The organism is Acinetobacter sp. FB, from assembly GCF_056033405.1.
In genome coordinates this window covers 3375831-3401372 of record NZ_CM148502.1, presented here as the reverse complement: position 1 = coordinate 3401372, position 25542 = coordinate 3375831, and the positions used below count along the sequence as shown (strand labels likewise).

The 25542-nt window shown below is 41.6% G+C and carries 19 protein-coding genes, 2 tRNA genes and 3 rRNA genes; 10 read left to right on the top strand and 14 right to left on the bottom strand.

Features of this window, described 5'->3' with window-relative positions; translation table 11 throughout:
• Positions 1 to 290 precede the first annotated feature (290 nt).
• The 8 genes from AC0JIQ_RS16220 (at position 291) to AC0JIQ_RS16185 (ending at position 8706) form a co-directional block, all read left to right on the top strand.
• Positions 291 to 1361, top strand: a complete 1071-nt coding sequence (locus AC0JIQ_RS16220) for an alpha/beta hydrolase (RefSeq protein ID WP_474202233.1) — start codon at positions 291 to 293, stop codon at positions 1359 to 1361.
• 138 nt (positions 1362 to 1499) lie between these two features.
• Entirely contained in the window at positions 1500 to 2054 is a 555-nt protein-coding gene (locus AC0JIQ_RS16215) for a peptidylprolyl isomerase (protein ID WP_474202232.1), read from the top strand.
• Positions 2055 to 2475: 421 nt separating this feature from the next.
• Positions 2476 to 4012 (top strand): 16S ribosomal RNA (locus AC0JIQ_RS16210).
• A 59-nt stretch (positions 4013 to 4071) separates the two neighbouring features.
• Positions 4072 to 4148 (top strand) — tRNA-Ile (locus AC0JIQ_RS16205).
• Between the two features lie 55 nt (positions 4149 to 4203).
• Positions 4204 to 4279 (top strand) — tRNA-Ala (locus AC0JIQ_RS16200).
• 359 nt (positions 4280 to 4638) lie between these two features.
• Positions 4639 to 7529 (top strand): 23S ribosomal RNA (locus AC0JIQ_RS16195).
• Positions 7530 to 7688: 159 nt separating this feature from the next.
• Positions 7689 to 7803: ribosomal RNA gene (rrf, locus tag AC0JIQ_RS16190) — 5S ribosomal RNA — on the top strand.
• Together the 16S, 23S and 5S rRNA genes with 2 tRNA genes alongside form the textbook arrangement of a ribosomal RNA operon.
• Positions 7804 to 7980: 177 nt before the next feature.
• Positions 7981 to 8706: an AAA family ATPase gene (locus tag AC0JIQ_RS16185; RefSeq protein ID WP_474202231.1), complete on the top strand. Its 726-nt coding sequence runs from the start codon at positions 7981 to 7983 to the stop codon at positions 8704 to 8706.
• Between the two features lie 198 nt (positions 8707 to 8904).
• On the opposite strand, the gene AC0JIQ_RS16180 is transcribed toward AC0JIQ_RS16185, so the two are convergent.
• The 5 genes from AC0JIQ_RS16180 to ribF form a co-directional block, all read right to left on the bottom strand.
• Positions 8905 to 9447, bottom strand: coding sequence for an NADPH-dependent FMN reductase (locus AC0JIQ_RS16180; protein ID WP_336939122.1), 543 nt, complete (start codon positions 9445 to 9447; stop codon positions 8905 to 8907).
• A 105-nt stretch (positions 9448 to 9552) separates the two neighbouring features.
• Positions 9553 to 10035, bottom strand: coding sequence for an FKBP-type peptidyl-prolyl cis-trans isomerase (locus tag AC0JIQ_RS16175; RefSeq protein WP_005154218.1), 483 nt, complete (start codon positions 10033 to 10035; stop codon positions 9553 to 9555).
• A 1-nt stretch (position 10036) separates the two neighbouring features.
• Positions 10037 to 10567, bottom strand: a complete 531-nt coding sequence (gene lspA / locus AC0JIQ_RS16170) for a signal peptidase II (protein ID WP_171494338.1) — start codon at positions 10565 to 10567, stop codon at positions 10037 to 10039.
• A gap of 4 nt (positions 10568 to 10571) precedes the next feature.
• Complete coding sequence (gene ileS, locus AC0JIQ_RS16165) at positions 10572 to 13409, bottom strand: isoleucine--tRNA ligase (RefSeq protein WP_474202230.1); 2838 nt, start codon at positions 13407 to 13409, stop codon at positions 10572 to 10574.
• Between the two features lie 60 nt (positions 13410 to 13469).
• Positions 13470 to 14471 (bottom strand): riboflavin biosynthesis protein RibF, encoded by a 1002-nt coding sequence (gene ribF / locus AC0JIQ_RS16160; RefSeq protein ID WP_474202229.1) that lies wholly within the window; start codon positions 14469 to 14471, stop codon positions 13470 to 13472.
• 206 nt (positions 14472 to 14677) lie between these two features.
• Here ribF and AC0JIQ_RS16155 point away from each other — a divergent pair, with 206 nt between their 5' ends.
• Positions 14678 to 15811: a TDT family transporter gene (locus AC0JIQ_RS16155; protein ID WP_474202228.1), complete on the top strand. Its 1134-nt coding sequence runs from the start codon at positions 14678 to 14680 to the stop codon at positions 15809 to 15811.
• Positions 15812 to 15876: 65 nt separating this feature from the next.
• On the top strand, positions 15877 to 16443 hold the full coding sequence (locus tag AC0JIQ_RS16150) for a phosphorylase family protein (RefSeq protein WP_474202227.1): 567 nt from the start codon (positions 15877 to 15879) through the stop codon (positions 16441 to 16443).
• Between the two features lie 123 nt (positions 16444 to 16566).
• On the opposite strand, the gene AC0JIQ_RS16145 is transcribed toward AC0JIQ_RS16150, so the two are convergent.
• The 9 genes from AC0JIQ_RS16145 to AC0JIQ_RS16105 all read right to left on the bottom strand — a co-directional run bounded on the left by AC0JIQ_RS16145 (position 16567) and on the right by AC0JIQ_RS16105 (position 25514).
• Positions 16567 to 17253, bottom strand: coding sequence for a hypothetical protein (locus AC0JIQ_RS16145; protein WP_474202226.1), 687 nt, complete (start codon positions 17251 to 17253; stop codon positions 16567 to 16569).
• A gap of 391 nt (positions 17254 to 17644) precedes the next feature.
• On the bottom strand, positions 17645 to 18256 hold the full coding sequence (locus tag AC0JIQ_RS16140) for a TetR/AcrR family transcriptional regulator (RefSeq protein WP_474202225.1): 612 nt from the start codon (positions 18254 to 18256) through the stop codon (positions 17645 to 17647).
• A 242-nt stretch (positions 18257 to 18498) separates the two neighbouring features.
• Positions 18499 to 19305 carry an ATP-binding cassette domain-containing protein gene (locus AC0JIQ_RS16135; RefSeq protein ID WP_474202224.1) on the bottom strand — a complete coding sequence of 269 codons (807 nt, stop codon included), beginning with the start codon at positions 19303 to 19305 and terminating at the stop codon, positions 18499 to 18501.
• A 13-nt stretch (positions 19306 to 19318) separates the two neighbouring features.
• Positions 19319 to 20122: an aliphatic sulfonate ABC transporter permease SsuC gene (ssuC, locus tag AC0JIQ_RS16130; protein ID WP_005218980.1), complete on the bottom strand. Its 804-nt coding sequence runs from the start codon at positions 20120 to 20122 to the stop codon at positions 19319 to 19321.
• The gene (gene ssuD / locus AC0JIQ_RS16125) at positions 20119 to 21294 is read right to left on the bottom strand and encodes an FMNH2-dependent alkanesulfonate monooxygenase (protein WP_005218978.1); all 1176 of its coding nucleotides are present in this window, start codon (positions 21292 to 21294) and stop codon (positions 20119 to 20121) included. The genes ssuC and ssuD overlap by 4 nt, the downstream gene beginning before the upstream one ends.
• 141 nt (positions 21295 to 21435) lie before the next feature.
• Complete coding sequence (locus AC0JIQ_RS16120; protein ID WP_474202223.1) at positions 21436 to 22428, bottom strand: sulfonate ABC transporter substrate-binding protein; 993 nt, start codon at positions 22426 to 22428, stop codon at positions 21436 to 21438.
• 309 nt (positions 22429 to 22737) lie between these two features.
• Entirely contained in the window at positions 22738 to 24093 is a 1356-nt protein-coding gene (argA, locus tag AC0JIQ_RS16115) for an amino-acid N-acetyltransferase (protein ID WP_050041999.1), read from the bottom strand.
• Positions 24094 to 24204: 111 nt separating this feature from the next.
• Positions 24205 to 24588, bottom strand: coding sequence for an RcnB family protein (locus AC0JIQ_RS16110; RefSeq protein WP_046738022.1), 384 nt, complete (start codon positions 24586 to 24588; stop codon positions 24205 to 24207).
• A 179-nt stretch (positions 24589 to 24767) separates the two neighbouring features.
• Complete coding sequence (locus AC0JIQ_RS16105) at positions 24768 to 25514, bottom strand: YciK family oxidoreductase (RefSeq protein ID WP_474202222.1); 747 nt, start codon at positions 25512 to 25514, stop codon at positions 24768 to 24770.
• Between the last annotated feature and the right edge of the window lie 28 nt (positions 25515 to 25542).

Sequence of the window (25542 nt, the reverse complement as noted above, 5' to 3'; positions counted from 1 at the left end):
CTAATGAATAGATTGAACAATGAAAAGATCTGAACGAAAGCTGCATTTTTTATTAAATGTCTTTTTGATTAGAAATATTAAAAAATTAGAAAATACCTCTTTTATCTGTGCTTGAGCTTGGCTATTGGCATAAAAGGCAAGTAGTGATTAGCAAAATGGTTAATGACTTTTTAAGATAAGCCATTTAGGTTACAGCATGATTTTGAATTCTTTATCTTGATCTACGACTTTATAACAGCATATAGTCGATATGAACAAGAACTATGGACAGAGCGAAAAAGGGGAAGAACGTGTCAGCATTACCTCAAAAAATTCAAACGATTTTAGATAAAGGACAAGGTCCTGCTGCACGAGCGCTAGATAAGCTGCCTAAGATTGTACAAGAATCATTGGCTAAAGTTTTAGGCTACCCATATCAATATCCAGATTTGGATGCTTTTACAAAATGCTTAATGGCAGTTCAAATTAAACAAGGGCGTGTTGGTTTTATTGGAGATGATCCGATCGAGTCTCGTCGTCAATTTGATACACAAATGTTAGCGATTTTAAATAAATCGACTTCTATAGAATCGGTAGAAGATATACGTCTGCCTTTACAGAGTGGCACTGTTTTCGCAAGACATTATCATCCTGCACCTAATAAAAAATTACCGATGATCGTGTTCTATCACGGTGGTGGTTTCGTCGTTGGTGGTTTAGATACGCATGATGAAGCCTGTCGACTCATTGCGAAGTACGCAAAAGTACAAGTTCTGAGTATCGATTATCCGCTTGCACCAGAAGCATCTCCGCAGTTACTCATTAAATCTTGTGATGACGCATTAGCATGGGTGTATCAAAATCGTCGTCAGTTGAAAATTTATAAAAATCGTATCGCTGTTGCTGGAGATAGTGCAGGAGGAAATATTAGTACTGTAGTTGCACAGCATGCTGTTGGTAAACCATATGCGCCACAAGCTCAGTTGTTGTTTTATCCTGTTGTAGATTTTAAAAGTAGACATCCTTCCTTTTATGCCTATGGTCAGGGTCTGGTGTTAACCAGTAAAGATGTAGATTACGTCACTAAATATTATTCAACACAGCATCAAGTTGCTTTAGATGATCCATTAATCTCACCAACGTACGGAAGTCTTAAAAAACTAGCTCCAGCATTTGTGGTAACAGCAGGGCATGATTTATTACATGATGAAGGTGAGATTTATAGCCATAAACTAAGACAAAATGGTGTTAAAGTGCATTATGTAGATTATCCAGATCAAACGCATGGATTTATTAATCTCACACCGATTTCGAGTAAAGCTAAACGCAATACAATCGAAATCGCTAAAAACTTCAGAAAGTTTTGGGATAAACACAATTAAATTAATCAGCCTATGTTTCACGTGGAACATAGGTTTTTTTATTTGTAGATAACAAATAGAAATAGCAAAAATAAATTTGTAAAACTAATATTATGAAGTACAACAAATCACTTGTTAAAAAATCAGAGAAAATCAATCATGAAAAAGTTGTTGATGACAACCAGTCTACTATTAGTAAGCAGCCATTTATTTGCCAACACAATGGTTGATATGAAAACCAGTATGGGAAATATTGAAATTGAACTTTTTAATGATAAAGCACCTGTATCAGCAAAAAATTTTGAAGGCTATGTAAAAAGCAACTTTTATGCTGGAACTATTTTTCATCGAGTCATCCCAGGATTTATGATTCAAGGCGGGGGGATGGATGCCAATATGATTGAGAAGGTAACTAAAGCCCCTATTATTAATGAAGCAAGCAATGGCTTGAAAAATACGCGCGGTACCTTGGCAATGGCTCGTACAAGCGACCCTAATTCGGCTACTAGTCAATTTTTTATCAATGTCGCAGATAATAACTTTTTGAATAAATCATCTATGGATGCGGGTTATGCTGTATTTGGTAAAGTGACAAAAGGTATGGAAATCGTTGATAAGATTGTTGGTGTTCCTACAGGTAATTATGGAATGCACCAAAATGTCCCTAAACAGCCGATTAAAATCATCAGTGTTCAGATAAAGAACAAGAAGTAAAAATTAAAGCAGAAATATTTTTAAATATTTCTGCTTTAAAATTAATTACTTATAGCTAGGTTGGTAAAATTGCATGTATATTGATGTGTAAAAAAAGAACACTCGATAAAACAAGAGCTTAAAAAAGCTTGCACACCAAAAAAAATCTCCTATAATGCTCACATCCCGACGCGATGAAGCAAAAATAACTTAGCTTTTGTGGTTAAGTTGTTGAATATTTATTGTGTTGATTTGCTACTGATGAGGTAGTAAAAAGATCATTAAGAGAATAGAAGAACAACTTGTGTGGATTTTTACTGGTTGATCGATCGAAAATATTTCATTGATTGAATGGTAGAAATTTCTCGAAGTTTATTTGAGCGAATTTTTAGTCAGAAAATTGATGAGCCAAGATTTGTAGCCATAAGCTACTAATGATTTTAAACTGAAGAGTTTGATCATGGCTCAGATTGAACGCTGGCGGCAGGCTTAACACATGCAAGTCGAGCGGAGATGAGGTGCTTGCACCTTATCTTAGCGGCGGACGGGTGAGTAATGCTTAGGAATCTGCCATTTAGTGGGGGACAACATTCCGAAAGGAATGCTAATACCGCATACGTCCTACGGGAGAAAGCAGGGGATCTTCGGACCTTGCGCTAAATGATGAGCCTAAGTCGGATTAGCTAGTTGGTGGGGTAAAGGCCTACCAAGGCGACGATCTGTAGCGGGTCTGAGAGGATGATCCGCCACACTGGGACTGAGACACGGCCCAGACTCCTACGGGAGGCAGCAGTGGGGAATATTGGACAATGGGCGGAAGCCTGATCCAGCCATGCCGCGTGTGTGAAGAAGGCCTTTTGGTTGTAAAGCACTTTAAGCGAGGAGGAGGCTACTAGTACTAATACTACTGGATAGTGGACGTTACTCGCAGAATAAGCACCGGCTAACTCTGTGCCAGCAGCCGCGGTAATACAGAGGGTGCGAGCGTTAATCGGATTTACTGGGCGTAAAGCGTGCGTAGGCGGCTTTTTAAGTCGGATGTGAAATCCCCGAGCTTAACTTGGGAATTGCATTCGATACTGGGAAGCTAGAGTATGGGAGAGGATGGTAGAATTCCAGGTGTAGCGGTGAAATGCGTAGAGATCTGGAGGAATACCGATGGCGAAGGCAGCCATCTGGCCTAATACTGACGCTGAGGTACGAAAGCATGGGGAGCAAACAGGATTAGATACCCTGGTAGTCCATGCCGTAAACGATGTCTACTAGCCGTTGGGGCCTTTGAGGCTTTAGTGGCGCAGCTAACGCGATAAGTAGACCGCCTGGGGAGTACGGTCGCAAGACTAAAACTCAAATGAATTGACGGGGGCCCGCACAAGCGGTGGAGCATGTGGTTTAATTCGATGCAACGCGAAGAACCTTACCTGGCCTTGACATACTAGAAACTTTCCAGAGATGGATTGGTGCCTTCGGGAATCTAGATACAGGTGCTGCATGGCTGTCGTCAGCTCGTGTCGTGAGATGTTGGGTTAAGTCCCGCAACGAGCGCAACCCTTTTCCTTACTTGCCAGCATTTCGGATGGGAACTTTAAGGATACTGCCAGTGACAAACTGGAGGAAGGCGGGGACGACGTCAAGTCATCATGGCCCTTACGGCCAGGGCTACACACGTGCTACAATGGTCGGTACAAAGGGTTGCTACCTAGCGATAGGATGCTAATCTCAAAAAGCCGATCGTAGTCCGGATTGGAGTCTGCAACTCGACTCCATGAAGTCGGAATCGCTAGTAATCGCGGATCAGAATGCCGCGGTGAATACGTTCCCGGGCCTTGTACACACCGCCCGTCACACCATGGGAGTTTGTTGCACCAGAAGTAGGTAGTCTAACCGCAAGGAGGACGCTTACCACGGTGTGGCCGATGACTGGGGTGAAGTCGTAACAAGGTAGCCGTAGGGGAACCTGCGGCTGGATCACCTCCTTAACGAAAGATTGGTGACTGGTAAGAATCCACAACAAGTTGTTCTTCGAAGATGTATCTGAGGGTCTGTAGCTCAGTTGGTTAGAGCACACGCTTGATAAGCGTGGGGTCACAAGTTCAAGTCTTGTCAGACCCACCAAATCTGATTGTAGTAGCTTAGATTGAAAGATATGTCGTTCATTAAGTGATAAGCTGGGGACTTAGCTTAGTTGGTAGAGCGCCTGCTTTGCACGCAGGAGGTCAGGAGTTCGACTCTCCTAGTCTCCACCATGAATTAAAAGAGTTTGTAAAAACGAACTTAATTCAAAGCTAAGAAGATTATAGAGTTTAGTGAATACAGTCCAAGTTGACTGGTTTATTAATCTCTGTGATTTATCACAGTTTACTGCTCACCGACGAGGTGGTAGTTAATCATTAACAGATTAGAAAATTGAGTCTGAAATAAATTGTTCACTCATTTGTTCGAAAGAACAAAATGAGAACTAGCAAAAACACTGAATCAAGCGTTTTGGTATATGAATTTAGATTGAAGCTGTATGGTGATTAAGTTCACAGACAACGAATAGTAGCAATTAAGTTTGCAACGCTAACACTCACTTGTATGTGTTAACGACTGTTTGGGGTTGTATAGTCAAGTAATTAAGTGCATGTGGTGGATGCCTTGGCAGTCAGAGGCGATGAAAGACGTAATAGCCTGCGATAAGCTCCGGGGAGGCGGCAAATATCCTTTGATCCGGAGATTTCTGAATGGGGGAACCCACCCGCTATAAGGCGGGTATCATAAGCTGAATACATAGGCTTATGAAGCGAACGAGGGGAAGTGAAACATCTCAGTACCCTTAGGAAAAGAAATCAATTGAGATTCCCTTAGTAGCGGCGAGCGAACGGGGAGCAGCCCATTAAGTTGTGTGTGTTCTAGTGGAACGCTCTGGGAAGTGCGAACGTAGAGGGTGATATTCCCGTACACGAAAGGGCACACACAATGATGACGAGTAGGGCGAGGCACGTGAAACCTTGTCTGAATATGGGGGGACCATCCTCCAAGGCTAAATACTCCTGACTGACCGATAGTGAACCAGTACCGTGAGGGAAAGGCGAAAAGAACCCCTGTGAGGGGAGTGAAATAGATCCTGAAACCGCATGCATACAAGCAGTGGGAGCCGACTTGTTCGGTGACTGCGTACCTTTTGTATAATGGGTCAGCGACTTATATTCAGTAGCGAGGTTAACCGTATAGGGGAGCCGTAGAGAAATCGAGTCTTAATAGGGCGTTTAGTTGCTGGGTATAGACCCGAAACCAGGCGATCTATCCATGAGCAGGTTGAAGGTTGGGTAACACTAACTGGAGGACCGAACCCACTGTCGTTGAAAAGCCAGGGGATGACTTGTGGATAGGGGTGAAAGGCTAATCAAGCCTGGTGATAGCTGGTTCTCCCCGAAAGCTATTTAGGTAGCGCCTCGGACGAATACCATTGGGGGTAGAGCACTGTTTCGGCTAGGGGGTCATCCCGACTTACCAAACCGATGCAAACTCCGAATACCAATGAGTACTATCCGGGAGACAGACTGCGGGTGCTAACGTCCGTAGTCAAGAGGAAAACAATCCAGACCGCCAGCTAAGGCCCCAAAATCATAGTTAAGTGGGAAACGATGTGGGAAGGCATAGACAGCTAGGAGGTTGGCTTAGAAGCAGCCACCCTTTAAAGAAAGCGTAATAGCTCACTAGTCGAGTCGGCCTGCGCGGAAGATGTAACGGGGCTAAAACTATGTGCCGAAGCTGCGGATTTGACATTAGTCAAGTGGTAGGGGAGCGTTCTGTAAGCCGATGAAGGTGTATTGAGAAGTATGCTGGAGGTATCAGAAGTGCGAATGCTGACGTGAGTAACGACAAAACGGGTGAAAAACCCGTTCGCTGAAAGACCAAGGGTTCCAGTCCAACGTTAATCGGGGCTGGGTGAGTCGACCCCTAAGGCGAGGCCGAGAGGCGTAGTCGATGGGAAATTGGTTAATATTCCAATACTTCTGTGTAATGCGATGAGAGGACGGAGAAGGTTAAGTCAGCCTGGCGTTGGTTGTCCAGGTGGAAGGTTGTAGGCATGTATCTTAGGCAAATCCGGGGTACTCTATGCTGAGAACTGATAGCAAGCTGTACTTGTACAGTGAAGTGGCTGATACCATGCTTCCAGGAAAAGTCTCTAAGCTTCAGTTACACAGGAATCGTACCCGAAACCGACACAGGTGGTCAGGTCGAGTAGACCAAAGCGCTTGAGAGAACTCTGCTGAAGGAACTAGGCAAAATGGTACCGTAACTTCGGGAGAAGGTACGCTGCTGACGGTGATGGGACTTGCTCCCTGAGCTATTGGCAGCCACAGAAACCAGGCCGCTGCAACTGTTTATTAAAAACATAGCACTCTGCAAACACGAAAGTGGACGTATAGGGTGTGATGCCTGCCCGGTGCTGGAAGGTTAATTGATGGGGTTAGCGTAAGCGAAGCTCTTGATCGAAGCCCCAGTAAACGGCGGCCGTAACTATAACGGTCCTAAGGTAGCGAAATTCCTTGTCGGGTAAGTTCCGACCTGCACGAATGGCATAATGATGGCGGCGCTGTCTCCAGCAGAGGCTCAGTGAAATCGAAATCGCTGTGAAGATGCAGTGTACCCGCGGCTAGACGGAAAGACCCCGTGAACCTTTACTGCAGCTTGACATTGAACTTTGACCTTACTTGTGTAGGATAGGTGGGAGGCTTTGAAGTTGGAACGCTAGTTCCAATGGAGCCGTCCTTGAAATACCACCCTGGTAATGTTGAGGTTCTAACTCTGCCCCGTAATCCGGGGCGAGGACCATGTCTGGTGGGTAGTTTGACTGGGGCGGTCTCCTCCTAAAGAGTAACGGAGGAGTACGAAGGTGCGCTCAGCGTGGTCGGAAATCACGCGTAGAGTATAAAGGCAAAAGCGCGCTTAACTGCGAGACCCACAAGTCGAGCAGGTACGAAAGTAGGTCTTAGTGATCCGGTGGTTCTGTATGGAAGGGCCATCGCTCAACGGATAAAAGGTACTCTGGGGATAACAGGCTGATACCGCCCAAGAGTTCATATCGACGGCGGTGTTTGGCACCTCGATGTCGGCTCATCTCATCCTGGGGCTGAAGCAGGTCCCAAGGGTATGGCTGTTCGCCATTTAAAGAGGTACGCGAGCTGGGTTTAGAACGTCGTGAGACAGTTCGGTCCCTATCTACCGTGGGCGCTGGAAATTTGAGAGGATCTGCTCCTAGTACGAGAGGACCAGAGTGGACGAACCTCTGGTGTACCGGTTGTGACGCCAGTCGCATCGCCGGGTAGCTATGTTCGGAAGGGATAACCGCTGAAAGCATCTAAGCGGGAAGCCTACCTCAAGATAAGATTTCCCTAGGAATTTATTCCTCTAAAGAGCCGTTCGAGACTAGGACGTTGATAGGTTGGGTGTGGAAGCACGGTGACGTGTGAAGCTGACCAATACTAATTGCTCGTGAGGCTTGACTATACAACACCCAAACAGTTGTTGTATTCAAGATAAATTCAATACATAACTTGATTTAGTGTGAAAACTAGTTACAATACAGACCCAATAATCTAATCCGTTAATAACTCTTTCGGTAATAAGTGGCAAAAAACGTAAGACCACCGAAAGCCAAAACAGTTTGCTGGCGACAATAGCAAGAGTGAACCACCTGATCCCTTCCCGAACTCAGAAGTGAAACCTCTTAGCGCTGATGGTAGTGTGGCGTTTGCCATGTGAGAGTAAGTCATCGCCAGCTTTTAAATTCAAACACCCCCATTCGAAAGAGTGGGGGTGTTTTTTATCGCCTTTCTTTTTTCATATAAAAATCTGAAATAATTAAGAAAGCGACAGTTCAAGACGTTTATCAATGAATTAAGGTATTATTCAAACTAAAAATCTAGCATGCTATAACAAATCGTTTTGCCAATATTTTATGCAAGAAAGACCCTACATTCGAGCTGTGAAGTTTAAATCACCTGAGTCCTTGGATTGGGCCAGTTATCCTTATGTCGTTCCTGCGGTTAATGATTTAGAAAGTATCGAGTTCCATCCAGAAGTCACTTTTTTTGTCGGAGAAAATGGTTCAGGAAAGTCGACCATTCTTGAAGCTTTAGCGCTTGCTTTGGGTTTTTCAGAAGAAGGTGGAACACGGAATGTACAATTAAATACAGCGACAACAGCTTCTGATTTGTATCAGGCGCTTCGAACGATAAAAAGCTATAAGAAGCCCCAAGATTATTACTTTTTGCGTGCCGAAAGCTTCTATAACGTTGCAACCTATATGAAGCAAGTAAACTATTTGGTGGAGTATGGGGGCGATATACATTTGCGCTCGCATGGAGAGGCTTTTTTAAAATTATTAACAATGAAATTAAAAGGGAAAGGTTTATATCTATTGGATGAACCAGAAGCAGCCTTGTCTCCAACAATGTTGATGACAACTTTATCGGTTTTGGATCGCTTATGTCGGGAGCAATCTCAATTTATTATTGCTACCCATTCTCCCATTTTATTGGCTTATCCAAATGCCAAAATTTATCAGTTTTCGGATTCAGGGATTAAAGAAATATCTTATGAAGAAACAGAGCATTTTCGGGTAACAAAGGATTTTTTAAATAATTATCAAAAGAGAATCCAGCAGTTGTTAGAGAAAGAATAGATAAAAAGAAGCCCCATCATCCTGACGGGGCTTCTTCATATTCAGTTTATGTCGTTGATATCCTATTAACGACCACGTCCTGTGTGTTTTATTATTCTCAATGAGACTTCCTGTCTCTCTACTCTTCATATATTAGCGATCAAGCCGAAAGCGGAACAGACGTAAATCGACCTAATCAAAGTACGCTTAGGTTTACAACTAAGCGATATGATACTTCTGTAGTTTGGCAATCAGTGCTGCTAAGCCTTTCACTTCAAACTCATTGGCATCAAAGTTCTCGTCTTTATTACGTTTAAAGATGTCGCGAATTTCAATTATGGCATTGGGATCAACAATACCTAAGCTTGAGGTTACTTGGCGAATTTGACTTATTGAGCGTGAGCCATTGGTTGAACCATAGCCGATAAAAGCCGCAGGTTTGCCTTGCCATTCTTTACCGACATAATCTAATGCATTCTTGAGTGCTGGACTATAGCCGTGGTTATATTCAGGGCTAATGAAGATAAACGCCTGTGCCTGCGCAATTTTATCTGCCCACTGCTGTTGTTTAGGTTGATCATAAATGCCTGTTGCTGGTGGATGAGAACCTGCAAATAGCGGTAAGTCCCATTCCTTAAGATCAACAACTTCAGTTTGAATATCTTTTAGCGCGAGTTCAGTCGTTGCTTGTTGTACCCAATTTGCGACTTTGATTGCTGTACGACCTTCCCGAACACTACCAACAATAATATAAATGAGCATGTTTAAATTCCTATGTTATTGCTTTGATTTTAAAAATGAATGCCTTTAAATGATCTTATACTTTTTTTTAGCGATAAAAAAAGCTCTCATTTGAGAGCTTTTTTGTTACATCAATTTGATGCCTTGCTGGCCTGCTGGAGTGACTTTGAAGATTTCCACTTCAAAAGTAATATTTTTGCCTGCCAGTGGATGATTAAAATCGATTTCTGTGGTGTCATCATTAACTGATTTTACAACGCCAAACAGTGTCGCTTTGGCCTTGTCTTCAAACTCAATCATATGACCCACGATTGGGCGTTGTTCAAATTTAACCGTATCAAAGATTTGGATATTTTCGGCATTCCAAGGTCCAAAAGCATCTTCAGGTGGTAAATGTACAGTACGACGGTCGCCTGCACGTAAACCAAATAAAGCCTTTTCGAACCCTGGTAACAGGTTGCCATCACCAATCACAAGACTGACTGGTTCTTCACGACCACGGGTATTGTCGATTTCAACACCATTTTCAACCGACACAGAAAAATGTAAGTCGACTTTTGAGCCTTCTTGAATACGGATTTCTTCGTTTGGTTGGATAATTTCGTTCATCTTATGCATCCGCATTTTGGTTGCGTTTCTTCTCTAAGAAGAAAGTATCAATCAGCAGCAAAATCGTGCCTAGGGTAATTGAGCTATCTGCAAGATTGAAGGCTGGAAAATGGCTGTTTTGATAATAAACATGAATAAAATCGACTACATAGCCTAAGCTGACACGGTCAATCAGATTGCCAATTGCTCCACCAAGAATCAAGGCAATTGCCATCGGTAATACAATCATTTTCTTAGGCATGCGCATCAGCCAGAAAACAAAAATCACCGAAACAAAACCTGCTAATGAGGTAAAGAAGTAGCGTTGCCAGCCACCTGCATCCGACAAAAAGCTGAATGCTGCACCATAGTTATGCAACAGCGTCCAATTTAAAAAGGGCAGTACAGGAACAGGATCTGCATAATTTAAATGTGAACTGGCAATCCATTTGGTCCATTGGTCCAGCACAATGGCAAGGACTGAAAGTCCAAGCCAAAGCAGGTTATGCGGATAAAATTGGAATAAGCCTTTTTTTGCTGGGCTAGTTTGCACAGAATTATGCATATTTTCTCACTTCGCCACTGCCAGTGACGTTGATAATACAACGAGCGCATAAACCAGCATGACCAACGTGTGTATTTACATCAGGCAATACATGCCAGCAACGTACACATTTTTCACCATCTGCCGCCGAAACTTGCACACGCAGACCTTCGAGGTCTGTGCTTTCGCCTTGTTCAGCATAAGGGTGAACGATGACTTGAGAGGTAATCAAGACAAAACGTAATTCATCAGCCAATTGGTTTAACAATGTTTGTAATGCTTCATCTGCCCAAAGTTCAACTTTAGCAGATAGGTTACTACCGATGAGTTTAGCGTTACGAGCTGCTTCAATCTGTTTATTTACTGCTGATTTTACGCTAATCAATGTTTGCCAATCTGCTTCAGACAGTAAGTTTGCTGTTGATGCGGTTGGAATATCATACCACTCAGCCGTGAACACATATTTACCTGTTTGCTCAGGAATCAATGGCCAAGCTTCTTGAGCAGTAAAGCTCAAGATCGGTGACATCCAACGAACAAAAGCTTGCACGATATGATATAGCGCAGTTTGTGCAGAGCGGCGTGCTTGCGAATCCGCTTTGGTGGTGTACTGACGATCTTTGATGATGTCGAGATAGAAGCCACCTAAATCATTGATACAGAAGTTGGTCAATGCGTTGGTGACAATGTGGAAATTCATCTCTTCATAGGCTTGCTGAATGGTTTTTTGCACATCAGCAGCACGTTGTAAGATGTATTGATCTAATGCAATCAATTCATTGACTGGTAATGCATCTGTCGATGGTTTGAAACCATTTAAGTTTGCCAACAAGAAACGTAAAGTGTTACGGATACGACGATAACCATCAGACGCGCGGCTAAAGATTTCTTTACCTGCGGTCATTTCATAGCGATAGTCAGCCGAAGCAATCCAGAAACGTAAACCATCAGCACCCATATCTTTGATAATGTCTTGTGGGGTGATGATGTTGCCTAATGACTTAGACATTTTACGACCTTTCTCATCCACCACGAAACCGTGGGTGAGAAGACCTTTGTATGGTGCACATTGATTAATCGCAATTGAAGTTAACAACGATGATTGGAACCAGCCACGATGTTGGTCTGAACCTTCAAGATATAAGTCTGCTGGATCTTGTAATTCTTCACGTTCACGCAATACTGCGTAATGTGTTGTGCCAGAGTCAAACCAAACGTCTAGCGTATCGCGTACAGCATTGTATTGTTCAGCATCCGCACCAATAAAATCGCTAGCATCACGGTTATACCAACCATCAATCCCTTCTTGTTCAATCAGTTGAGCCACTTCTTCGATCAATTCAGGCGTACGAGGATGCAAAGCATTGGTATCTTTGTGTACAAAGAATGGAATTGGCACACCCCAAGTCCGTTGACGTGAGATACACCAGTCAGGGCGTCCTTCAATCATCGATTGAATACGATTTTTACCCCAATCTGGGACAAACTCGATGTCATTTTCAATTGCATTCAGTGCGGTTTGACGCAAGCCTTGGGCATCCATGCTGATGAACCACTGTGGTGTCGCACGGAAAATAATCGGGGTTTTATGACGCCAGCAATGTGGATAGCTGTGTTTGATCGGTTGATGCGCCCATAAACGACCCACAGCACCTAATGCTTCAATAATTTTTGGATTAGCTTTATAAATGTGCTCACCCGCAAAAATAGGTGCAGTCGGTAAATACACACCATTGCCACCGACTGGATTATCGACTTTTAGATTGTATTGCAAACCTACTTTATAGTCGTCCACACCGTGTCCAGGCGCAGTATGTACCGCACCCGTACCACTGGTTGCAATCACGTGCTCACCGACAATCACTGGGACTTGACGATCAGTAATTAAAGGATGTTGCAATAATAGGTTTTCAATCACAGCGCCTTTAAAATCAGCCAGTACGACTGGATTTTCGAGCTTATAACGTTCGATTGCTGATTCAACTAAATCTTTGGCAAGAATAAAGTTTTGCGAGCCGCGGTCAGTTGTAACTTGCACAAGTTGATAATCAATATCGGCATGTACTGCAACTGCTTGGTTTGCAGGCAGCGTCCAAGGCGTTGTTGTCCAAATCACGATGTCCGTTACATCTTGCACGTTGATATTTAAACGTGCGCCTAAATCTTTAAGATCAACAACCGTAAAGCCAACATCAATCGCATCTGATTTTTTATCTTCGTATTCAACTTCTGCTTCAGCCAGTGCAGAACCACAATCTAAACACCAGTTCACCGGTTTTAAGCCCGGTTCGATATGACCTGCTTTGGCAATTGCGCCAAGCGAACGAACAATGTCCGCTTCTTGCTTAAAGTTCATGGTGAGGTATGGATTATCCCAGTCACCAAATACGCCCATGCGCACAAAGTCTTTTTTCTGTAATTCGACTTGCGTCAATGCATATTCACGACACGCTTTACGGAAAGTTGATGCATCGACTTTGACACCCACTTTACCGACTTTTTCTTCAACTTTAAGTTCGATTGGCAGACCGTGGCAGTCCCAACCTGGTACATAAGGCGCATCGAAGCCATCCATGATACGGCTTTTAATAATGATATCTTTTAAGACTTTATTGACTGCATGACCTAAATGGATTTGACCATTGGCATATGGAGGGCCGTCATGAAGTATGTATTTTTTCTTACCAATACGCGATGTGCGAATCTGCTGATAAATGTTGTCGGCATACCACTCTTCTAACCATTTGGCTTCACGCACAGCCAAATTTGCTTTCATGGCAAATTCAGTATCAGGCAAATTGAGTGTGGCTTTATAATCCACTGCATTTTCAGGAGTTTGCTTATCGCTCATGCAAGTTTTCTTCCAGTTTTATCAGTCTAAACTGACATGTATTACAAATGAAATTTAAATTTAAAAAGGAAATTCTGGTGTGCGTTCACGATAGTCTCGTAATTTTTGCACATCATCATCGATTCCAGCTTTGAGTGCTTCAAGCGAAGGGTAATTCAGTTCACCATGTAGATAGTGAAGGAAGGTTACCCGCATCAATAAGCCATACAGATTAGCAGAAACATCAGGAAAATGTACTTCTAATCGCCACTCTGGATGTTCTTGTTTGATGGCTGGACGTGTTCCGACATGACCTGCACCAAATAAACTGTCAGCTTGATAGCCTGCAATCCCGTTGAGGGCAGGATCTGAATGTTTTACTTTTGCGTTCAATGATGCATTTTCACAGACCACATCCACCGCATAAATCCCGTTTAAACAGGGTTTATGACGGTTTAAACGCACATTAATGGTTGGAAAATCAAGGGTGCGGCCAATCTGATCGCCATATTGCACTCGGCCTGTGATGCTATAAGGGCGACCCAAGAGTTTGGCTGCTAATGCCAGATCACCTTCCTGCAGAACCTGACGAATACGGGTCGAACTGACACGTTCACCATTTAAAGCGACAGTATTTAAATTGGTGACATCAAAACCATAGTCGCGTAAAAATTCGCTGTTACCTTGGCGGTCTTTGCCAAAATGGAAGTCATCGCCGAGGACTAGGCTTTGTGCATTGAGTTTTAATTTAAGTAGTTCAGCAAATTCAGTGGCATTTAAGCTTCTAAAATATTGGTCGAATTTCGCAACAGCAATGTAGTCCACACCGAGCTCTGTTAAATATTCTACTTTTTCTCTGAGCGAGCTGATGCGTGGAGGCGCATCATAACCTTTAAAGAATTCAAGTGGTTGTGGCTCAAAAATCATCACTAATGTTTTTAAGCCTTGCGCTTCAGCCAACGTTTTGAGTTGGGCAATCATCGCTTGATGGCCGAGGTGGACACCATCAAAATTGCCAATCGTTACCGCAGTTGGAGGTAACTGAAAATCTGGCGATAAAGCGTTGAGACGAAGCAACTTCATGGGCGTTAAATACAGTGATTTTGCAAAGGCTATATATTGCCATATTCTCAGCGTTTCGTCTTGTTGTTGTGTTTTTACACAGAAAAATTTCAATATTTAGAAATTTTATATCAATTAAATTGATTCATTAAATAAAAATAAATCAATTTTTCTTATTTAAAGATTGACCTAAAATAGCTGCATAGTCGCTTGATATTGAGAAAGAGATGAAAAAGCCGTTTTATCAGCTAGAGCAGAGCACCGATGTGATTCGCCATTTTACCCCGAACTGGTTTACTGCAACCATGGGAACAGGTGTGGTGGCGATGATTTTAGCACAGTTGCCTTTTGCTTCATCTGTCTTATTTATGCTTGCGACCAAATTATGGCAATTTAATATTTTGTTATTTAGCACTTTTAGTGTGCTTTATATCTTACGCTGGATTTTATTTCCGGCTGAAGCCAAGCAGATTTTTACTCACCCCAACATGAGCTTATTCCTCGGTGCAATTCCGATGGGTTTAGCGACGATTGCCAATGGTTTTCTCAGTTTCGGTACCCATTTATATGGCGATATTGCCGTTCAGATTGCCACTTACCTTTGGTATATCGATGTTGTTCTTGCAGTAGTGATTGCGTGGGTGGTGCCATTTTGTATGTTTAGCTGCCAAGATCATCAATTACAACGGATGACGGCAGTATGGTTACTCCCGATCGTGGCCTGTGAAGTCGCTGCCAGCTCTGCGGGGCTGCTATTACAACATTTAGCAGCAGATCAACATGCATTAACAATCTTGATCACAGGCTATGTGTTGTGGGGCATTTCTGTACTACCTGCTTTTGCGATCTTAACCATTTTGATGTTACGTTTAGCTTTACACCAGTTACCTGAAAAAGAAGTCGCGATTTCTAGCTGGTTATGTTTAGGACCGATTGGTACAGGAGCATTAGCGTTATTATTACTGGGTGAACAAGCGCCACGCATTATGCAGGCGATGGGTTTCGATGGCTTAGCAACATTACTTCCAGCCTTGGGCATTGTCGCCAGTCTAGGGCTATTAGGTTTTGGCTTATGGTGGTTTGGAATTGCGATTTTAACCACACTGCGCCATGCACGAACAGGTATTCCATTTAACTTGGGGTGGTGGGGACTGACTTTCCCATTTGGTGTGTTTATCTTGGCGATCTTTAACTTGGCACATCAGTTACATATCGACTTCTTAAAGTATGTGGCGGTGGTTTTAAGTCTGTTGTTGGTGGGCCTATGGGCATTGGTAATGAAAAAAACACTGGCAGGGGCGTATAGTGGTCAATTATTTTTCTCTCCTTGTTTGATCAACTTGCAGCAGAAGATACAATAATATCTAAGCTGTATGGTCACTGCTTTTTATCTGTAATTGGTCTTATCTAAATTGAGTTTTTATATATGAATGCTGATGTTGCTCTGATTATGGCTTTGCCGAATGAATCTAAAGGTTTATTTGAGCAAGCAGGCATTGAAGTCCATTACAGTGGAATTGGCAAGATTAATGCGGCATTCAAGGCTTTTGAGGTGATTCAAAAAACAGGTTGTAAGACTTTGATTAATTTAGGCAGTGCAGGCAGTTCACATTTCGACGCGCACAGTCTGGTTGAGGTGGTAACTTTTGTACAGCGCGATATGGATGTGTCTCCCTTAGGTTTTGCCGTAGGCGTGACACCGATGGATGATGAGATTCCTGCGGAGATCCATACCCAAGCCCATTTTGAGCTTTTACCCAAAGGGGTCTGCGGCACGGGTGATTCGTTTGAAACAGGCGTTCCAAAGGTCAGTTGTAATCTCGTCGATATGGAAGCCTATGCTTTAGCTAAAGTGTGCCAAAAATTGGGTGTACGTTTGATTTCAGTCAAATATATTACTGATGGTGCCAATGATACTGCGCATCTGGATTGGGAAGAAAATCTACTAGTTGGTGCACAAAAATTACTGGCGTTGTATCAAGCTCATTTTTAAATGCAAAGGTCTAACGCTGTAGTGTATGCAGGTAAACTTTATATTGTTGGTAGGTTTTTTAAATTAAATATTATTATTTTTTATTCGTATGGCGCCTATTATGCTAAATGACCAATTACTACTTTACTGACTTGAATCTGAAAGTGGAGATACATTCCATTTATCAAGAAGCTCCCATATCTTAGCTTCTATTTTTTTCCAATTTTTTAATTCACTTCGGTCAAACACCCAATAAACTTTTACCCCAGCATAAATATGCTCCCATGAATTAACTACAATTTTATTCTTATCTTCAAAATTGAATGAAAGTCCTGATATCAACTTATTATTAGATTCACCAAAACACCAAAGGTTTTTAGCTTCTATCGAGTAACAGGACAAGCCATACTCCTCAGAAATATTCTTTTCAAAGTGTCCTTTTTTACTTTCCAAAAACTTCTTATATGTCTCTTTGGTTGTGTAATTTATTTTACTTTCATTCTCAACAAAAACCTTAACTTGACTAATATCATCTAATGGTTGATTAGAGTAAAAAGATTTATCAGTTGCCTTAACAGTTGAACCATTCAGCATCAAGTTAAATTCAAGCTGATTAATTGCATATGGTGGGGTTAACATAGTTGCTTCTTCATGACTAATAGGCGGAAATGTCTCGGGTACATAATCTATTGGAAACTGTCCCAAATAATGTTCATGTTCTGGTCGATAAAATTCTGCTTCACATCTTTTACAATGTGTATCTGGAATGTGAATACGCCTTGGTCCTAACTTAGCCTTAACAACCAAATGATCATTTTGCTTCCATGTCACGATATCTCCCTCTTGGAGAATCTCGGGCTTATCTCGCTGAAAACATCCAGTGAGAAAAACCAAACATAAAGAGACTACTATATTTTTCTGCATTATTTCTCTCTTTAATGGATTTTATTTTTTTAAGTCTGGATCAGTTTAGTTTCTCTAAAATTAACATAATACGCTTTATACGGAATGTTTGAGATTTTGTATTTCGTATCAATATCTCATTCAAAACCGTTCTATAGTTTATAGCACTAGAACGGTTTTTCTATGATGGCTTATGCCCCATAATTTTGTTTAGGTTAACTTAATAATTTTCTCACTTATTTAACAAAAAAAGCGACTCACAAAGTCGCTTTTTAGTGTATTTCAGTCGCTAAAATTAGGGCTTTCAGCTGAAGAAAATTTAACGTGGTAATACGCCGTACAACATCATATGCACAGTGTGCTCAATCGTACGTTGAAACATGCTACGGTTACGCAAAGTTTTGCCCGTAACCATTTCCATTTGCGTCGAAAAATCAGCGTAATTCTGGGTAATTGCCCAAATATTGATAATCAACAATTCAGGGTCAATCTCTGCCGACAATTTACCTTGCTCTTGCCAAGTTTGAATCACCTTGGTTTTACGCTTAAACAGTTTTTTTAATGGCCCTTTTAAGATCGGTAAAATATGCGGCGCACCTTGAATAATTTCGAGGGCAAATAAACGAGAAGCCTTTGGCTGATCACGTGAGCTTTCAATTTTTTGAATTAAATAGTGAGTCAGAGCTTCAGTTGGCTCAAGTTCTGATTCTAAGGTTTGTAAAGGAGCGAGCCATTTTTGCAGTACGGTTGTCAGTACTTCAACATAAAGTGACTCTTTATTTTCATAATAATAGAAAATATTGGATTTATGCATATTTGCGAGCTGGGCAATCTCATCCAGACTAGCACCACTGAATCCATAGACGGAAAAAACATCGAGGGCAGCATTCAGCAGTTGATTGCGCTTTTGTGTACTTTTTTTCTGTTCCATCTGCGAGCTTGATTCAAAAAATGTCATTGACATTGTAAGATAAATTGTCCGATTTGTGCACAATAACACAGTTTTTTTGTCGAAAAATACGCAGTTCTAAGATGAATTGAAGCGATCTAATTGATAATACTTGAAATCTAAAAAATGAATTACATATTTTGTAAACAATTCAGTGTTAAATGCTGATGAATAAGCTCATTTTTTGATTCATATCCAGTGGGTTTTATGATCATAGTGCGGTTTTAAGTTGCTAAAACCGCATCTAACACTTGTTGTTCCAACTGCGCAAATGCAATAGTTTTCTTACGTGGTCGTGGTAAATTCACTTGAAATTGATGTGCAATATGTCCTTGATCTAGCAAAATAATTCTATCTGCCAATTGTACCGCTTCACTGACATCGTGTGTGACCAGAATTGCAGTAAAGCCTTGTTCTTTCCAAAGGCGTTCAATCAAGCTTTGCATTTCTAAACGCGTTAGAGCATCTAGTGCACCTAAGGGTTCATCCAGTAATAAAATACGTGGTGCGTGAGACAGTGCTCTGGCTAATGCTGCACGTTGACGTTGACCTCCAGAGAGTTGAGTTGGCCACTGTGTGGATTTGTCTTTTAAGCCTACTTTTTCTAATAAATTTTCAGCAAGTGGGTGTTGATCTTTTGGTAAACCTAATTGCACGTTGTGTAAAATATTTTTCCACGGAAGTAAGCGTGGATCTTGAAACATAATGCGAATATCATCGTTTGTAATGCCTTCACGAAAGTTTCTTGTGGACTGAAATTTAATCTCGCCATAGCTAGGTTTTTCAAGTTGGGCGATTAAGCGGAGTAGGGTACTTTTACCACAACCACTGCGACCTACTATTGCGACAAATTCACCTGCTTGAATATTTAAGTCTAAGTCCTCAAGCACTTTGACTTCACCATAAAACTTATACAGTTGTTCAATCAGAATATTTGCACCATTGCTATTGCTTGGAGTATTCGATGCTTCAGATTCACCAATGGGTTGAATCAAGGGATTTTCATAGAAATTTAAATTTAGATTGCTCATATAGTTGACCTTTTTATTTTTGATAGCCTGCATGCCAACGTAATAAATATCGCTCTAGCGCTCGTGCCAACACATCTGCTAATTTTCCAAGTATCGCGTAAAGTAAAATACCGACCAAAACGATATCGGTCTGCAAGAACTCACGTGCATTCATGGTCATATAGCCGATCCCTGCTTGAGCGGAAATTGTTTCTGCCACGATAAGCAGTACCCAAACCAAACCTAAAGCAAAGCGAAGTCCCACTAAAATAGAAGGCATTGCACCGGGTAGAATGATCTCTTTATACAATTGCCAGCGATTGAGTCCATAACTTTTACCCATTTCAATCAACTGAGGGTCTACTGAGCGAATACCATGATAGGTATTTATGTAGATTGGAAAAAATACACCTACCGCTACTAAAAAGAGTTTGGCTGTTTCATCAATACCAAACCACAAAATTACCAGTGGAATGAGTGCTAGTGCAGGGATATTGCGGATCATTTGCAATGTGGTATCAAGTAAGGTCGATGCAATGCGCGATGAACCATTAAGTAGTCCTAAAAGCAGTCCGAGACCACCACCGACCAATAAACCAAGCAGGGCACGACCTGCGCTGACTTTGACATGATGCCAAAGTTCACCACTGATCAGTAAGTGCCAAAAAGCACTCACTACAGCAGTTGGAGCAGGTAATACACGGCTTTGTAATAGACCTGAACTTGAAGCAGCTTGCCAAATCAGCAGCAATAAAACTGGAAACAACCACGGCAGGAGACCTTTGCCTATTTTTTGTGTTCCACGTGAAACATTGTTTAGAAATGGCGTTGCACTCATGCCTCCTCCTTAACCAACGCTTTCGGTGTTTTGACCTCAGGCACATAGTTATTGGCAATGATTTCACCAAAAGGACCTGTGAGATGTGGTTGTGCCAGTTTCTCACGAGTTTTGAGTGGCAGAAGTGGAAATACTAATTCAGCAAAGCGGATCGATTCTTCCAAATGTGGATAGCCAGAGAAAATAAAGGTATCAATCCCCAAGTCAGCATATTCTTGAATACGAGCAGCAACAGTTTCTGGATCGCCCACTAAAGCCGTACCTGCACCGCCACGAACTAAACCGATACCTGCCCATAAGTTTGGTGAGACTTCTAATTGATCTTTACGCCCGCCGTGTAAAGCCGCCATGCGTTGCTGACCGACAGAGTCCATTTGTGCAAATTTTTTCTGCGCTGCTGCAATAGTCTCATCATCTAAATATTGAATGAGTTCATCAGCGGCAGCCCAAGCTTGTTCATTGGTTTCACGAACAATCACGTGCAATCGGATACCATAATTTAGAGTACGTCCTTTGGCTGCTGCTTGAGCACGTAAATGATTAATTTTTTCTTCCACCGCAGCAGGTGGTTCACCCCAAGTTAAATAAGTATCAACCTGTTCAGCGGCGAGTTCAGTTGCTTCTGTTGATGATCCACCAAACCATAAGGGAGGATAGGGTTTTTGCACAGGCGGATAAAGTAATTTTGCTTCATCAACACTGAGTCGTTCGCCATGGAAAGTAAAAGATTCGCCTGTATGGGAACGAGTCAGAATCTCACGCCAAATTTTGACATATTCAGAGGCAGTCTGATAACGAGTGCTGTGATCTTCATATAGACCATCGCCCTTGAGTTCCTGCTCATCACCACCTGTTACAAGGTTGAGTAAAATACGACCATTGGATAGGCGATCAAAGGTAGCAGCCATGCGCGCCGCCAATGCTGGTGTCGTAATTCCGGGACGTAGCGCCACCAAAAACTTTAATTGTTTGGTTGCATCAATGAGGCTGGCTGCTGTGATCCATGGATCTTCACAAGAACGACCTGTTGGAATCAATACGCCAGCATAACCAAGGTTGTCGACAGCAACGGCGATTTGTTTCATATAAGCATGATCGACCTGACGTGCGCCCTTGCTGGTGCCTAAGTAACGGCTGTCACCATGAGTGGGGATGAACCAGAAAATATTCATGTCGATATTCCTTATGAAGAATGAGATCATGTGAATGAGACAGATTGCATCGTGTTTTAGATTGCAATCTGCATGGGGGATAAAGCACTTTGATTGATCACAATCAAAACCGATGAGAAATTACCTAAAGTAGACTCTCAATTATTGAACTTGGTTTTTTAATACAGCATCTGCAATGACCAATTGCTTTGGAATTAATTTCTGAGCAAAAAAGGCATCAGCTACGTACTGCTGTTCTTTTTCGACTTTTTCAGAAATTGGCTGAACGCCAAAACCCATGCGAGAAATTGAAGTTTTTAAAACATCGAGTTCAAGTGCGGTTGGTTTTTCGAGTAATTTTGCAGCATCATCAGGATGGGTCTTTACCCAATCTGTGGTTTGATTCAATGTTGTCACCAGTATTTTTAGAACTTCGGGATGTCCTTCCGCAAACTTACGATCAGCTAAATAGAATTGATGATTGCTGACCAAATGCTCGCCGTTTGCGATCACACGTGCATGGATTTGATGCTCTGCTGCTGCGAAGAATGGATCCCATATCACCCAAGCATCGACTGCACCTTTTTCAAATGCTGCGCGAGCATCTGATGGTGGTAAATAAACAGGCTGAATATCATTTAAAGTTAAATTATTGGCTTCTAGTAATTTCAATAAAAGATAATGAACGTTTGAGCCTTTGTTCAATGCAATACGTTTACCTTTCAGGTCTTGTACAGATTGTATTGGTGAATCTTTTTGAACGATTAAGGCTTCTGCGGTAGGTGCTGGTGGCTGATTTGCAACATAGACCAAGTTAGGATTTGCTGCTTGAGCAAAGATCGGAGGCGCTTCACCGGCCTCGCCAAATACGACACTACCTACATTTAAGCCTTCTAAAAGTTGGGGGCCGGCTGGAAATTCAACCCATTTTACATTGACGCCCTGAGCAGCAAGATTCTTTTCTAATTCACCTTTTGCTTTGACAATCGGCAAAATGCCATACTTTTGAAAGCCGATATTTAATGTGGTGGTTTCTTGTTTTGGTGTTGCTTGCTGCTCAGGTTTTTTTGCACAACCTGCAACGCCCATTACGCCAGCAATAGTTGCTGCGATGATGGTTGAAGTTGCCCATGAGCGATTGATAAAAATAGCCATGTTGATTGTGCTCCCCAGAAAATTACAAGATCTAAATAAGTTGAGCAATTAAGTTAAAACTTTTTTTAATGCATAAAAAATAAATAATAGGGCTTTGCTTATGATGAAAAGTGCAAAATAGAAAAATAGATAATGTTATTGAGAAGATGAATAAGTATTGAAATTTAATTAGAACTTAAGTTTTTGTTTTATATTTTTATTTTTAAAAAACAGTGCGCTTATTTTTCTAGTGAGCTGAATAAAAATAGAAAAGAAAGAGATCAAAAGATATCTTTATCAGAAATAAAGATATCTTCAGGTCAAATATAACTAGAACAAAACTTTTTTGAAGACTAAGGAATTACGCTGATAATTGTACAGCGCTTGTCGAGCATTCGGTAAATCATCAACACTTGCTGGGCTGAAACCCTGCTCTAAAAACCAATGTGCTGTACGGGTCGTGAGAACAAACAGTTGTTGAATACCTTGTTGTTTTGCTTTGGTTTCCAAAAATTGCAAAATTTGGCTACCACGATTCGATTTACGATAACTCGAATCGACAGCGACACAGGCAATTTCAGCAGATTTAATTTCACCTGATTCAGCTGGAATAGGATAGAGCGCTGCACAGGCTAAGATCATGCCATCTCGTTCAATCACCGCGAACTGTTCTATTTCACTTTCAAGACGTTCACGTGAACGATAGACTAAAATACCTTCCTGTTCGAGTGGACGTAATAAATTGATTAAACCGCCGACATCATGAATATTGGCAATGCGTACTTCTTCATAGTGGGCATCTGTGATTAAAGTACCAATCCCGTCGCGTGTAAATAGTTCTTCAATCAAAGCACCATCATAAGTATATGAAATGAGGTGAACACGATGCACCCCAGACAATGAAGCTTGTTGAGCTTGTTTGAGGTGTAAGGCGAATTCTGGATATTGTGTTTGGTATTGTTGAATATAAGGTTCAAGTTGATACGAGCTTAATTCACGTAATAATTGTTGTTGCTCATTCATTAAGCCTTGTTTTTCACCCAAGAAAATCAATTTATCGGCTTGTAATGCAGTTGCTGTTTTGGTCGCGACTTCTTCCGCCAATAAGTTAAATACTTCTCCAGTGGTTGAATAACCTGTAGGTCCTAGTAACACAATATTGTGATTATCTAAGTGACGTTGAATCGCATCGGTATCAATTGAACGGACTTCACCTGTGAGTTGGAAATCAACCCCATCCCGAATGCCATAGGGTTTAGCCGTTACAAAGTTACCCGAAACGACATCAATGCGAGCACCATACATGGGTGAATTTGCTAAGCCCATTGATAGAAGAGCTTCAATTTCTAAACGAATCGATCCAACTGCATTCATGACACTACGTAGTGATGCACGAGTTGTCACACGACGACTTTGATGAAAAGGCGTTTCAATTTGGCTTTCACGAAGATTTTGATTAATTTGTGGGCGTGCGCCATGCACCAAAATCAAACGAATCCCTAAAGAATGCAATAGGGCAATATCATGAATAATATGCTGAAAGTTCTGGTGTAAGACGGCTTCACCGCCAAACATAAGCACAAAGGTTTTATCACGATGGGCATTAATATATGGTGCTGAGTGGCGAAACCAATGCACATAATCTTGCGTTGTGCTATGTGAAGTTTCAGTCATTTGGTTCGCCATGTTCATCTCAGATATACATCAATTTATCTGATTCTAACGAAAAAAATAAAAAGATAAATCTATTCCTAAAACAACGCTTCAACTTTGTACAGTCATTCTCTGAGAATGTGTTTAGAACCCCATGATTCGGATAATACTATTATCGTCAGAGTTGACTAAAATAAAATCATTATTGATTTTATACCATTGCTCATTACGACCGGGACGTGGGAGATTATTATCTTTATAATCAACTTTGTAGCCGTTTCCGCGATAATGCTGCGGCATGACGTAACCTGCTTGCCAGCGATGTTGTTTTAAACGCTCGACACCACGTTCTTCACGCATACGACGTTCACGCATACGGTTTTCATCATCTGGACGATCAAAGTTACGACCTTGCCAGCCCCCACCGCGTGAGTCATCATCACCATCAAAATGTGGACCTGCAAAACTACCCATACTACTCAATAGGGTTGTTGAACCTAAAACCAAGATAATGAAAATTTTTTTCATGATGCACCTTATGGACTTCGGATGTCTCTCATGTGAAAACTGTACCTTAAAAATGCAGAGAAACTGTGAAGATCAATTCATTATTCCATTAAAAAGATGGAGATCCTTAAGCAATTTCTCTAGAAAAGTATCATCGAAGCCCGTATTTAATATTGTTTAAATTTATTATATTCAATTAGTTAAGATTGAGCATCAATACTTTGCCCATTCATATCTAAACTATCATCACCCATCAAATAAAGATAAGCAGGCATAATGCTATCCGGCGTTGGAAGAATTTTTGGATCTTCCTCAGGATAAGCCTTCGCCCGCATTGCTGTACGGGTGCCGCCTGGATTAATGCAGTTAAAACGAATGTTTGGATAGATGTTTTCTGCTGCAAAGATCTTACTCATTGCTTCGGTTGCAACTTTAGAAACAGAGTATGCTCCCCACAAAGCACGAGCTTCACGACCTACACTCGAACTGGTAAATACCACCGAAGCATGCTCAGATTTTTCAAGCAATGGTAGTAATGCTTGAGTTAATGCAAAAGGTGCACGTAAATTTACAGCCATGACATCATCCCAAACATCAACAGGATAATCCGCTAATTCAACTCGATCACCGAGCATGCCCGCATTATGTAAAATTCCATCCAGACGACCAAATTGCTGTTCAAGTGTATTGACCAATAATTCATAGTCATGACTCGATGCAGTTGAAAGCTGTAATGGCAATATTGCAGGCTGTGGTGCGCCTAAACCTTCAATTTCATCATAAATGACTTCAAGTTTATTGAGGGTACGTCCATGCAAAACCACAGTTGCACCATGAAGGGCATAACTAAGAGCAGCAGCTCGACCAATTCCATCACCTGCACCCGTGATGAGAATGATACGATCTTTGAGTAGATCTGGACGAGGTTGATATTCTGAATAGTTCATTGTTATGCCTCCTAGTTCTTATGTTGAA